This window comes from Sinorhizobium terangae, from assembly GCF_009601505.1.
In the GTDB taxonomy this organism is placed as follows: Bacteria; Pseudomonadota; Alphaproteobacteria; order Rhizobiales; family Rhizobiaceae; genus Sinorhizobium; species Sinorhizobium terangae.
On the sequence record NZ_WITC01000003.1, the window covers coordinates 1 to 12173 of the forward strand.

Below are 12173 nucleotides of genomic sequence, written 5' to 3' on the forward strand. Positions count from 1 at the left end.
CGTGAAAGGGCGGCGTCCTAGACCGCTAGACGATGGGCGCCCAAGACGACGTGGCTTATAGTAAGCGCCTCGGATTCCCGCAAGTGATGAAGAGCCATTAAATTCAAATTTTTGCGGAAAACTTGTAGTGGTTCGACGTCATCAAGCCGCGAGCGTTCGTCGCGCCATGTTTAGCGTCAAGAGCGAGATGGGATTGGTACGCCCAACGGGACTCGAACCCGTGTTACCGCCGTGAGAGGGCGGCGTCCTGACCGCTAGACGATGGGCGCGCGGGACGAATTGCACATATAGCTCAAGCCTTGGGATTTCCCAAGCCCCGGCGCGAGCGGCGACGGTAAAAATCACTCGGCAACATACAATAATTGGGAAAACGGGAGGAGTGGCACGCCCAGCAGGCGTGCCACCACCTTTGGGAACATTTTCTCGGGGACATTCCGGCCCATCCTTTCCAGTGCTTCCAATGGCCTGCGGACGCCACCGCAGCCGTGCCCACCGGAGTGCCGGCACTGTTTCTTGTATCACGAGGAAGAACTAGAGCCGCTGTCTCTCAGGCCATAATCCTTACCGCGCGACGGCGGATGCTTACTTGAATGAAACACGCAGTCTTGGCGAAGACGCGGCTGGCAAGTAATTACATCGTGCAACTCGCTCGTACTCACCCACCGCGGCCGCGTCGGCCTCCTTGAGAGAGCAAGCAAAAAGATGCTGCGGAAAAGCGCAGCCGGCTAGGAATGGAGCAAATGACTACAAGCGTGTTGGCAGCCAGCGGCGGCGTTAAACAAGTGATCTGCATCAATTGGGGAACGAAGTATGGAGCCCCGTTCATAAATCGACTTTACGCGATGGTGGCTCGCAACATTACGCCGCCTTTCACCTTCACTTGCTTTACCGACAACCGCGCAGGTTTGAACCCGGAAATAAGTTGCGAGGACCTACCGCCACTCGACGTGGAGAACATGCCGATAAATACCAGAGGCATCTGGCCAAAGGCCCGACTCTGGGGGGCGACGTTGGGAAAGCTGAGAGGTCCAGTTCTTTTTCTCGATCTGGATCTCGTGATCGTTTCCTCTCTCGACGGTTTTTTTGAGGTTGGTGAGGCGGATGACATCGTCATGACGAGAAATCAGACGACGCCCTTTGAGCGCCTAGGGCAAACGTCACTCTTCCGTTTTCCGGTTGGGAAGCTCGTGCCGCTGCAGGAAAGGTTTCGATCCGATCCACAGGGTGTGGCCGACGAGTACCGTTACGAGCAACGCTTCGTAAGCCGCAACGCGCCCGGGGGGATAACATTCTTTCCACGAAAATGGGTTCTCCACTTTCGCCAGGACTGCCGTTGGCCATTCCCGCTCAACTATCTTCTTGCTCCACGTCTGCCGAGCGATGCGCGTGTCATTATTTTCCCGCGCGGTCTGCACCCACAGCACGCGATCGAAGGGCGATATGGAACCAAGGCTCCCCATAAGACGGCGTTCAAGCACATAGCGGGTGTCTTCGATCCGAAGCAAAGGAAGAACAAGGGCGCGCTGCAGTACCTGCGGCACTATATTCGTCCGACGCCTTGGGTGGCCGAGCACTGGCGCGAATAGGCGTGCGGATGGCCGCACTTGAGGTCTTACGGGCGATTGAGCTGCGAACGGATTACCGAGGCGATACGGCGCGTTTCGTCGAGTGGCTCGTAGCTGTAGGGTTCGATTTTTCCTTTGAACGGCCGCGTCAGCTGCAGAGTTTCGTTGAGGTCCCTGTGATAGCGCTCGAACTTGTCCAGCCGCGGACCCACGACGGGGGTTAGGTCAAGCGTAAAGACCGGCTTGCCCGTCGCCAGAGCCTCGCAGGGCATTGTGATCGAGTCCTTGGCGATCACGAAGGCGTCGGCGGCGGCCATATAGTCGAGGTAGGGGTTTTCGCTTCGCCTGTCCCACACGGCAATGCTTTCGCTGTTGAGTGCCGACAGGGCCTGCTGAGTGTGGTCTTCAGATCTGCGTGAGACCGACACAACGATGCGCCAGCCTTCTTTCTCCAATTGCTCGATGGCGCTCTTTATATTCTGGTGCGTTCTGTCGTCATAAACATATGCGCCATTCGAGCCGCCTACGAAGACGGCAGCTATTGGCTGCCCGTCCGGCGACAAACGTCTGCGCGCGGCATCCCTAAGAGGTGCCAGCCGCGCCGAGGTGATCTGATGCGGTACTCCGACCATCGAATGATAATTCGGCCGCTCGTTCAATTCGTCGACCCAATCGTGGCGAGAGACGAAGACGAGATCATATCCTTCGATGCGCGGCCGCTGGAGGTGCACGGTCAGAGGCTTGCCGCCATAGGCCGCCTTGATGTCAAGAACTGCGGGTTCTGCCCGAAAACCGCAGGAGATTACCAGCTCGGGACGCTGTTCCCTTTTGCGAAAGAGCCTGGGTTCGAACAGTTTTCTCAAGCCGCGGGCCCGACTGATCAATTTGACGACCGGCTCGTGGTGAAACTCCTTTCCAACGCCAAGGCACTGCGTAAGCGTTCCCGCCTTGCTTTCTGCCACCGCCCACACGCAGCGCTCCGACGCTTTCGTCGCCTTGTCGTCGTTGTCTTGCAAACCTGAACTCCGAATCTGACGCTATTTTGTACCGCGCGTGCCTTGCGCCGGCTTACTGACCGAGATCGATCCCATTTTTGTCGATGAATTCGAGCATGCCGCGGTCTTCGACGACATTGGTTTCGATATACCTGATGGTGGTAGCGACCTTGTTTCGGTATTTCGCCGTTGATCCATCGAAAGACCAGCCTCTGTCTGTCTTTTCCTTCAACTCCTCGATCGACTTCGCGTAGTAGTGATTGAGCTGTACGAACTCTGCAGAGTAAAATTCGGCAGCCTTCCGCTTATTCCTTGGTACCACTTTTCCCGCATCATTTGCGGTTCTGTCGCCATAGGAACGTGTTTGAAAGTGGTGCACGCCCACTTTCGTGACCTCGACCGGATCGACAATGCATTTGAAATTACTTGCGTCGAGGTTCTGCTGCATCGGATCGGAGACCCGCATTTTGTAATTGAGGCATACGGGCCCTGCTGGTCGCGAGACGTGACCGCTATGGCCGAACATGTGCCACGGCAAGGAAATATTCGGAAATCCGCCTGCTCCTCGCAGGGCTTCTTCTAACGTCCGGCCTTTCTTGGGAAGCAAGAATTCATCGACGTCGATGAACGCCATACGATCGTACCTGCCGCCAAAGTTTAGAATCGCATGTGCGAAGGCAATCGTCTGCCCGTTCAAAAACTCACCACTTTCCTCATCCCGCATGCGAAGTTTCCAGGGGACGACAGTCAGTTCCTCGGGCTTCAACGCCCGCTGAAGCACCTCGCGCGTGCCATCAGTCGAGCCGTCTTCATAGATGTGAAAATGTCGAACCCCGACGGCTTGGTGAAAACGCACCCACTCCTCGATGTAGCTAGCTTCGTTTTTCACGCAGGCGACGATCGCAATGCCGTGCCGGCTCAACTCTGCTGGCGGAGGTGTGATGGCAAGTTCTCTAGTAAGATGCCGATTAGCCTTCAGTCCAAACATCTACGACCCTTGGTTGCTAACATGGAGTGGCTCTTTTGTTGGCCGCACCCTAGGTCGGCGCAGAAGGATGAGGAACGTTGCGCCTACTTGAACATGCATTTTCTGGTCTTATCAACTGTGCTGCTTTGATTTGGATAGATCACCATTTATAGATGGGGCGAGCCGGACTTCGAATCCGAGCCTCGGTAATATGGAGAAAGCGCGCTGAAAGCACGTTAAGGTTGGGATGGGTGTCCATGGACTTTCCCGCTTCCGGAACGACGAAGAAGTTGACGACAACGGAGCAATGGCGTGCACTGTTTTCCACGTTCTCACACATCGTTCTCGTCGCCAACAGCGACGAGGTTAGCGTCAAGGAACTTCAGGCCGAATACCCGCGGACGGCTCTCTTTGTATTCTTCAACAAGGTCTACAAGGTTCTTGACGAACAATTTTCCGGGCGCTCCCTACTGATATCACGCGCTCAACCGCGAGGCGCCAACATCGTCTACCGACAGGAAGTCGCTGACGTCCTCAAGCTGTTCGCGCCCCAGGAGTTCCTGGGTATCATGAACATCCGCCTGGCCGCGAGCGAGAGGTTGAACACAAGCTCGGATTACTTGGGAACGCCCACCGGACATTTGGACTTGACGGGCTTCTGCGCTGACTTTTATCCGCAGGATAAAGTTCCTACGAGCGGCTTCGCCATCGCCCTGTGGCTGGTGGACCAGGCACTTCCGGCCGAGATCGTTCTGGCGGGCTTCTCGGCAAAGCGCAGCGAAAAGTGGCGGGTGGTGGCTGTGCACGACTGGACTTTCGAGCAGGTCTTCTTGCGCCTCTTTGCAAGAGTGGGCAAACTGACAATGCATGGTGGTATCTCGACAAACAGTTACAACTCACTCGCTTCGCGTTTCCCGGAGTTGCCCGCTGCTGAAATCTCCTCGACGATCGCCGAAGTCTTGTCGTCGCGACTGAGCCAGACCGATGCGCAAGTTGACAAGTTAATTTCTTTAACAAACGTATTGCGGTCCATTGACGAATATCTACGACGGCTGAAGCCGAAGTTTCTGAAGAAAACGAAGGTGTAGTAGTATTACATTGGCAAGTGCCGATTTCTGGTGAGGATAAATGGGGTCATGGGTCTCCGACGCGCGCAAGCGCATATACCGAAATCTGAAGTACCGCATCATACGCCCGGATCCGCCGGCTGCCCCGTTTCGATTCAATAGCCCCGTTGTGGTCGTCGGGTCCGCTCCTGTGTCCCATAAGCCGGCCGGATTGGACGGGAGCTTCAGGATCATTACCGTGAACGGCTCGCAATCGGTCATCGCCAAGTGGGGCGTCGATGCGCCTGACATAACGATGATGATGTTCAACCAGGTCGAAGGAACCACCCCGAACGCGGTTGAAGTCAGGCGTGTGCTGACGAGACAACGCACCGGCACGCTCTATGTATTTCTCTGGCGAAAGGACGATCGCGCGCGGCTGGAGGAGGGATTGCGGGCGTTCGATTATCAATACGACCGACTGGAGATCGTTGATCGCTACGAGCGGATGGCGTTGCTGGACCGCGTGGCGAATTTGCGTTCCCTTGAGATGGACGCAGATTCCAAATGCTCAAATGGAATGAACGCGGTTCTCTTTGCCCTTTATAACGGAGCCCCCGCCGTCATCATAACCGGGATAAACCCGAACTCAACGGGCCATGTCTACAATTCAGCGGGCCTGACTCGACTTCATGTCCACATGGACAAAGTCCTCGTTTCGAAGCTGGTTAGTGAGGGGCGCCCGGTCTTCACGGCGGATCCATCGGTTTCGGAAGAGTTGGGTATACCATTGTGGACCGCTACAAGCCGCTGAAATTACTTGAAACTTACGTTGCTGCATTTGCCTGATCAACGCCTGCGATAGGAAATCAATGCGTTCAAACCGTCCCTTTTCCCGTTCTTGCATCAAGATCGCCGTCCGCCTGCTGTTAGGACGATCAAGGGCACATGTGCAGGACTGGTTTCCCGGCCTCAAGATCGAGCGTGCGACTGCAGATCGAAAGGGCGCGATCCGGTATCGGGGCAAGTTGGTGGGACATCTCACGAGCTCACGCGCTTTGGAGGCAAAATCCTCGAGGGTGCTTATCGTCGGCTCCGGTCCCTCGATCGCGCAATGCGACCTCACCCGCGCAGAGGAGTATTCCTGCCTTCTTTTGAACGGCGCGGTGCATCTTTTTCCCGCCGTAATAGCAAAGCCTCTGGCAGTCGCAATTGAAGACGAGCGGTTCGTATGGAGACACTTCGATCTCATGAAGCGGATCCCGGCCGGATGCGTGTGTCTCTTGTCAGTGAGCGTCATAAGGGCAATCTGTGAATTGGACAGCACATGGTTGCGAGACAAGCCGATCATATTGATCGATAACTTGCGAAAGCCATATGGGCTGCCACGCCGAGACGCCGCGGAACTGCGCAAGCGGTCCCATGTAAGGCTGAGCGAGGATGGTGCGATAGGGTTTTCTGAAGATCCCTCCGCCGGCATCTTCCAAGCAGGTTCAGTGGCCGTTTCAGCGACACAGTTTGCTGTCGCCTGGAAGCCTCGCGTGATCGGGTTCGTGGGGATCGACATCAGTAATGCCGATGAGCCCAGGTACTATGAAACAACCGATAAAGCCTATTCGGGCATCATCACGGCCCAAAAGTGGATTATCGATCATCTGGTAATGGCCCGGAGCATAGCCGTTGAAAGCGGCATCGAGATTGCAAATTACTCGCCTGTCTCGGCGCTCATCGAGGTGGGCTTTGGCTACGACCCCACCTTTGCAAAAACTGACTGACCTTTAGCGGGGATTGGAAGCGGAAGGTGCATCGAAGAACTGAGATCGGGGCGGCAGTTCGTCTCCACCGCCCCGATGAAAATGGCTCATGGTGCTGCGGTTAAGCCGAGCGCTGCGTCACATGAAGAACGCGATCACGTGCAGCGAACCACTCCTCGGCGTAGTCATCGTTCCTGTACTCATCGAAGTAAGGCCCGCCATCTGTGAAATGGACAAGCTTTGCATCCGGCGAGTATTCGTACTCGTTGACGAGCCAGTTCCAACTCGGCGGCAGTTCGCCGATAAGGTCGTCGGAATCCAGCCATTTGAACTGATGCAATTCAAGCCCAGTAGCAGTGTTGACGTAGTTCAGATCCAGCTTTCGGCACTTGGCATTGTTGAACAGGATCACGCTCGACCAGTTCTTCTTTTCGTACTTGGTTTGGACTTGCCCCAGGAATTTCGTTTCGACTTTCGGAACATAGTTGTGCTTTACGCACATCGCGGCATAGCGATCGTCTCTCAACTCCCACAACTGGGCGATGTCAGTTCGCATCAGCATATCGCAGTCAACGAAAAGCGACCAACCTTCGTAGCCGCTCAAATAAGGTACGAGGAATCGCGAAAAGGAAAACTCGGTAGATTGGAGAGGATTCCGCTCGCGTGTAAAAATCCTCTCGACGTTGTTCAAGGATATCGGCGTGAACGAGACCGGGATGGAGCTCTTTTCCAGAATACTTTGGCAAAGAACATGATAGGCAACGACTTCCTTGCTATCGAAGCCGATGAAAATGTGAGCATTTTGCGTCATTACACCTCCGATTATAGGTAGGCTTCAAAACGTCCTGGGCCTGGCTTGTTCCTCTATGCGGCGAAACGACTTGAACTGACTTTGATTTGCGTCTCGTCCCGATATCCGGTTTATCCAAAAAAGGCGTCGGCGTGAAGCCTTGGGGCAGCGGATAACGTTCGCCGGCGACAGTGCTTCCGTGTCGCATTGTCTCGTCCTGCCAATGAAGCGAAATTTTGCGCTTTGTAGTTCACAGCCACAGGAGGGCGTCTGGCAAATTCCTCGAACTTCGCCTAGTAGCTTGTCGCTTGCCCGTGCTATTGCGACCAGTATGGGCGAGGACGATGGGGAGGGGGAATGCGCAGTCTCCTGGTGCGAAGACCGGATCTCTTGTACGTTCTGATTGCCGGTTATTGCCTGCTAAGCATCGTCTTGAAAATTCTGCGCCCGGACTCGCTCGAGATCGATGAGTCAGAGCAGGCTCTGCTCTCTCAATATCTGCTGCTCGGATACGGAGCCCAGCCGCCCCTCTACAATTGGCTTCAATACGGAGTCGTGGCCCTATTTGGAATCTCCGTCGCGTCGCTGACTGTCGTAAAGAACGTTCTTCTGTTCCTCTTCCTTCTATTTTACGGCTTTACCGCGCGTGTACTCTCCCGAAGCCAGTTGAGTCCTGCGGTGGCGGTGCTGGGTGTGCTGACGTTACCGCCGGTTTTCCTTCTGTCGCAGCGCGACCTGTCCCACACCGTCGCAGCGCTATTTGCGGTGTCGCTCTTCCTCTACGGCTTCTTCCGAGCTCTCAAGAAACCGCCCAATCTTGGCGACTACTTGCTCGTCGGCGTTGCCATAGGGCTCGGGGCGATCTCGAAATACAATTTCGTGATACTCCCGGTCGCGGCGTTGCTTGCCATTTTGCCGGAAGTGACGCTGCGCAAACATTTGTTTGACTGGCGTGTACTCGCTTCGGCTGCAGTTTGCGCGGTAATCGTGGCACCCCATGCCTTCTGGATCGTCAACAATATAGGCCATGCCACGGGTGTCACTGTGGCCGAGATGAAGGAGGGGGCGGGCAGCGCGCTGCCGCACGCCATCCAGGGGCTTGTCTCCCTGACGGTTGCGGCACTCAAGGGCGTCGCACTGACGCTTGCCGTCTTCGGGTCGATCTTCTTTGCGGATCTGGGGAAGATCCTGCGCGCCGAAAGTCTATGGACGAGGGTGGTCGGCAGGATGCTTCTTGCCTGCTTCGTCATGGTGGCGTTCATCGTGGTCGCAATGGGTGCGACCCACATTCGTCCGAAGTGGCTGGCGCTTTTTACGGCGCTTCTCCCGCTTTATCTGACGCTCAAAATCGATGCCGCAGGTCTGAATCCCGCCCGGCGCTTGCCCGCGCTCCTTTCGATAGCGGGCGTCCTCTCAGTCGGCGTCATCCTGATGCTTTGGGCAAGGGTCTTCATCGGTCCAATGATCGGCGACTATTCTTTCGCACACACGCCTTACAACGGTTTCGCCCACGCTGTGCGCGCTGAGGCCGGCCCGCCCCCGGTCGCCATTGTAGTCGACGACCGGATCGTGGCGGGCAACCTCAGGATTCAGTTTCCCGACACCCCGATTATACTGACCGGGTTTTCTCAAGGGGCGGAAAAACGGCTCCCGGCAGGGCGAATTATGGCTGCTTGGTCGGCAGAGAGTAGCGGGCGAGAAGCGATTCCTCCTCGCATTGCGGCCCTGCTGGAATCCATGCTCGCTCGAATGGCCGATTCGAAGCCCACGATCATCTCAGTTCCCTACAACGCTGGGCGCCCGGGCGACGTGTACACCTTTGCCTATGTTTGGGCGGACCTCCGGTGAAGCCGGTCCGGCCCGATCGAGCCGTCCATGTTGGCGGCGATGTCGCTTCTATCCCGAACGAAACGCAGGCCGATATGCTCAGAGAGCTCCAACTCGGTCGTGAAGACATTTCCGCGATCTCTCAAGCGCGTCAGAACGAAGGTGTCTTCAGCGATCTGCCGCCGAATTCTCCCCTTATCGTCGTAAGAATGGCCCATCTTCGTGACTGAGAACCCCGCGAGGGTCACAGACGGCACGCCCATGAAAAGTCCGTAGCAGACGGCGGCAACTCCGTTCGTCACTTTGCCCAACTCTCCAATATCAGGGGGTAGCCCGCCACTCACGACTTCGACGATCGCCTCGCGCTCATCTTTGGTGGCGCGCATCAGGCTCTTGTAACGCACGCGCGGCATTGAAAGAAGTTTCAGGTACATCACCCAAAGAGGCTTCGTATGGAGCCATAGAAGCCCTCTCGTCCTTACATAGGGATGCTCTTCCCATGACTTCTTCCGTTTTCGGAACGTCAAATCGGCGGGTGGCAGACCGAGTGCGTTGGCTGTCTTGCCCGAGTTATTGACGTCGACGCGTGCGCAATGTCCTATTAGGTCCGGCGGTATCGTGGGGTCCGGCGCGGAGCCGAGGATCAACCACGGCTTATCGAGAATCCCGAGCCGCGAGAGCCAGCGACGGTGTTTTTCCCGCAGTGTTTCAAGCGCGTCAGGTTCAATCGTCATCGCGAATCCATTGACCAGGTATCGAGGCGAGATTTACTTAGCGGCTGTCATCCCATTTCTCGCACAAGCTCGGCTAAGTGTCCATTCGCCGCCGCGTCATCGTCTTTGGGAGGCCAGTGTGGCAATATCTCGAACCTTCTGGCGGTCACGCCCAAGAAGGCATGGGTACCTCTCAAACGCACAATTTGGCCGTCTTTATTTGATTTCGAGCGCTTCACGCCGATCATCGATAGATTCGCGCAGGTGTCCCAGGGAGAGCACCGCACCATTCCGCGGTGAACGTAAACGCTCTGGCTTTCGGCGGTAGGTCATGGCAACGGGGAGCAGCGTGGCAGGAACCCATCAGAGCTTCGAATATCGGCCGGACCTGGACGGTCTGCGCGCCGTAGCGATCTTGCCGGTGCTCCTCTTTCACGCAGGCTTCAGGTCGTTCTCCGGAGGATTCGTCGGCGTTGACGTTTTCTTTGTCCTGTCCGGCTTTTTCATGGCGAGGATCATCCTGACAGAGCTCGAGCGCGGCAGCTTCAGTTTCGGGGCGTTCTATCTCCGGCGGATGAGGCGTATTTTCCCGGCTTTGTTCTCGATGATCGCGGTTTCGACCGTGGCGGCGTGGTTTTTGCTCATGCCGCAAGAGTTCCGTTACTTCGGCGATAGTGTCCAGGCGGCTGCGTTATTCACTTCGAACATTCTGTTCCGTGGCGAAAGCGGTTATTTTGATGTCGCCGCAGAGATGAAGCCGCTGCTTCACACCTGGTCTCTGTCTGTCGAAGAGCAGTTTTACCTGATTTTTCCCGTCGCCGTATTTCTTGGCTACAAATTCGCACGCAGGCACATTCTCACGGTTGTGCTGGTGGTGACACTCCTGTCCTTCGGGGCCAGCACTTGGGGGGTCGCACACGCTCCGGAAAAGACATTCTACTTGCTCCATTTCCGCGTTTGGGAGTTGCTGACCGGAGCTCTTGTTGCCATTGCTCCGCGTCCGGCCTATGCGGCCCGCGGGTCAAAGGCATTGGCGGCACTCGGGCTGCTGGCGATTTTGCTGCCCGTTTTTACCTATTCTCCTGATACGCCCTTTCCCGGTCCCCATGCCGCCGTGCCCTGCCTCGGTACGGCCCTCGTGATCCATGCGCACTGTCGAGGCGGGTTGATCGCGCGCTTTCTAGGTAATCCCGTTTCTGTCTTCATCGGACGCATCTCATATTCCCTTTACCTCTGGCATTGGCCCACAATTGTGTTCTTGCGCTATGGCCTCGGCCACGAGCTGACAACCGGGTGGGCGCTGACCGCGGTGGCGATGTCCTTCGCGCTGGCCTACGTTTCGTGGAAGTTCGTCGAGCAGCCTGCGCGGTATGGCGGACTGGTATCCTCGCGCGGCGCGATCGTCGGCGTGAGCAGCGCTGCGATTGGTTCGGCGGTCGTCTTCGGAAGCATCGTAAACGGTCTGCAAGGCATTCCCCAAAGGTTGCCAGAAGAGGCCCGCACGCTCTACCAGGCCACCTATGATGAGAGCCGATTCTCTTCAGCGCGGTGTTTCGCCGACACAAATGGAGAAGGATTGACACCGGCGCAGATAAGGAGAGGGAAGCTTTGCAGGGTGGGCGTCGAGACGGCAAGCGAGCCGCAGTTCCTTGTATGGGGCGATTCTCATGCCGCGGCCATCGCTCCGGCAATCGACGTTGCAGCTCGTCAAATGGGCATGTCGGGCATGTTCGTGGGGCGCGCATCGTGCCCGCCTTTGCCGAATACGGATTTCGGTCGTCCGGCAGCGGTTAAGCGGTGTATCGAGCACAATTCCGCCGTGATGTCGCTGATTGAGCAGAAGAAGTTCGCCTTCGTTTTCATGGTTGGCTATTGGCCGAAGTACGTTCACCGGGCGGGGCTTCCAGGCGAGGGCGTCTTTTTTGATCCTCGCGTCAAACCCTCCTGGACAGATTGGTCCGCGCCGGTCAAGGCGGGACTCAACACGACGTTGACGAAGCTCGCTCGGCAGGGAACGAAGGCGGTTCTGGTGATGGATGTGCCAGAGATGGGATACGAAGTCCCCGAAGCCCTCGCACGAGCCGTTGTTTCGGGGCGCTCGCTCGACATAGCTCCTCCTCTTGATTACACGAAAATGCGCCAAGCACTGGCTCGGCGAGTTTTGGAGGAAGCGGCAAAATCCAGCGGAGCTTTGGTCGTCGATCCGATGAGTGTGATGTGCGACGCCGCCAAGTGTCACGTTATGCGTAAGGGCACCGTTCTCTACAGGGACGGAGATCACCTGTCTGCGAAAGGCGCGGAAAGTCTCTCGGCACTCTTCCACCCCGTGCTGCACATAGTGCGAGAGGGTGCCCAATCTTGGGTCTCCGCACCGAGATCTTGATTGCCCTCGCTCAAGGAAGACGCCGAAATGACACGCGTGCGCGTGTTTGTCGTCTAATCATCGACCGATGGGCCCATTTCGCTCCTCTAGCGCATCGGCCCGAAAATCGGACCCGATTTTCGGAAAGCACGAT

The 12173-nt window shown here is 56.6% G+C and carries 10 protein-coding genes and 1 tRNA gene; 6 read left to right on the top strand and 5 right to left on the bottom strand.

The genetic code is table 11. The features are described 5' to 3' along the window. Nucleotides 1–194 precede the first annotated feature (194 nt). Nucleotides 195–269, bottom strand: a tRNA-Glu gene (locus GHK62_RS00300). A 471-nt stretch (nucleotides 270–740) separates the two neighbouring features. Between GHK62_RS00300 and GHK62_RS00305 the strand changes: the two genes are divergently transcribed. Next, complete coding sequence (locus GHK62_RS00305; protein ID WP_153436382.1) at nucleotides 741–1586, top strand: glycosyl transferase; 846 nt, start codon at nucleotides 741–743, stop codon at nucleotides 1584–1586. Nucleotides 1587–1612: 26 nt separating this feature from the next. On the opposite strand, the gene GHK62_RS00310 is transcribed toward GHK62_RS00305, so the two are convergent. Both GHK62_RS00310 and GHK62_RS00315 read right to left on the bottom strand, forming a co-directional pair. Next, complete coding sequence (locus GHK62_RS00310) at nucleotides 1613–2581, bottom strand: mitochondrial fission ELM1 family protein (protein WP_153436383.1); 969 nt, start codon at nucleotides 2579–2581, stop codon at nucleotides 1613–1615. A 52-nt stretch (nucleotides 2582–2633) separates the two neighbouring features. Continuing rightward, nucleotides 2634–3548 (bottom strand): glycosyltransferase family 92 protein, encoded by a 915-nt coding sequence (locus tag GHK62_RS00315; protein ID WP_153436384.1) that lies wholly within the window; start codon nucleotides 3546–3548, stop codon nucleotides 2634–2636. Between the two features lie 236 nt (nucleotides 3549–3784). Between GHK62_RS00315 and GHK62_RS00320 the strand changes: the two genes are divergently transcribed. From GHK62_RS00320 to GHK62_RS00330, 3 genes are read left to right on the top strand one after another with little or no spacing between them, the layout of a single operon-like run. Next, nucleotides 3785–4615: a 3-deoxy-manno-octulosonate cytidylyltransferase gene (locus tag GHK62_RS00320; protein ID WP_153436385.1), complete on the top strand. Its 831-nt coding sequence runs from the start codon at nucleotides 3785–3787 to the stop codon at nucleotides 4613–4615. Between the two features lie 40 nt (nucleotides 4616–4655). Then, nucleotides 4656–5387 (top strand): membrane-anchored protein, encoded by a 732-nt coding sequence (locus tag GHK62_RS00325; protein WP_153436386.1) that lies wholly within the window; start codon nucleotides 4656–4658, stop codon nucleotides 5385–5387. Between the two features lie 58 nt (nucleotides 5388–5445). Then, nucleotides 5446–6348 carry a glycosyl transferase gene (locus tag GHK62_RS00330; RefSeq protein WP_153436387.1) on the top strand — a complete coding sequence of 301 codons (903 nt, stop codon included), beginning with the start codon at nucleotides 5446–5448 and terminating at the stop codon, nucleotides 6346–6348. 100 nt (nucleotides 6349–6448) lie between these two features. Here GHK62_RS00330 and GHK62_RS00335 read toward each other — a convergent pair whose 3' ends face one another. After that, nucleotides 6449–7138 carry a glycosyltransferase family protein gene (locus GHK62_RS00335; RefSeq protein ID WP_153436388.1) on the bottom strand — a complete coding sequence of 230 codons (690 nt, stop codon included), beginning with the start codon at nucleotides 7136–7138 and terminating at the stop codon, nucleotides 6449–6451. A gap of 336 nt (nucleotides 7139–7474) precedes the next feature. Between GHK62_RS00335 and GHK62_RS00340 the strand changes: the two genes are divergently transcribed. Then, nucleotides 7475–8965: a glycosyltransferase family 39 protein gene (locus tag GHK62_RS00340; RefSeq protein WP_153436389.1), complete on the top strand. Its 1491-nt coding sequence runs from the start codon at nucleotides 7475–7477 to the stop codon at nucleotides 8963–8965. Here GHK62_RS00340 and GHK62_RS00345 read toward each other — a convergent pair. Beyond that, on the bottom strand, nucleotides 8941–9678 hold the full coding sequence (locus GHK62_RS00345; protein WP_153436390.1) for a hypothetical protein: 738 nt from the start codon (nucleotides 9676–9678) through the stop codon (nucleotides 8941–8943). The genes GHK62_RS00340 and GHK62_RS00345 overlap by 25 nt on opposite strands. A gap of 310 nt (nucleotides 9679–9988) precedes the next feature. Between GHK62_RS00345 and GHK62_RS00350 the strand changes: the two genes are divergently transcribed. After that, a complete protein-coding gene (locus tag GHK62_RS00350; RefSeq protein ID WP_153436391.1) occupies nucleotides 9989–12040 on the top strand; it encodes an acyltransferase family protein in 2052 nt (683 codons plus the stop codon). Nucleotides 12041–12173: the final 133 nt, after the last annotated feature.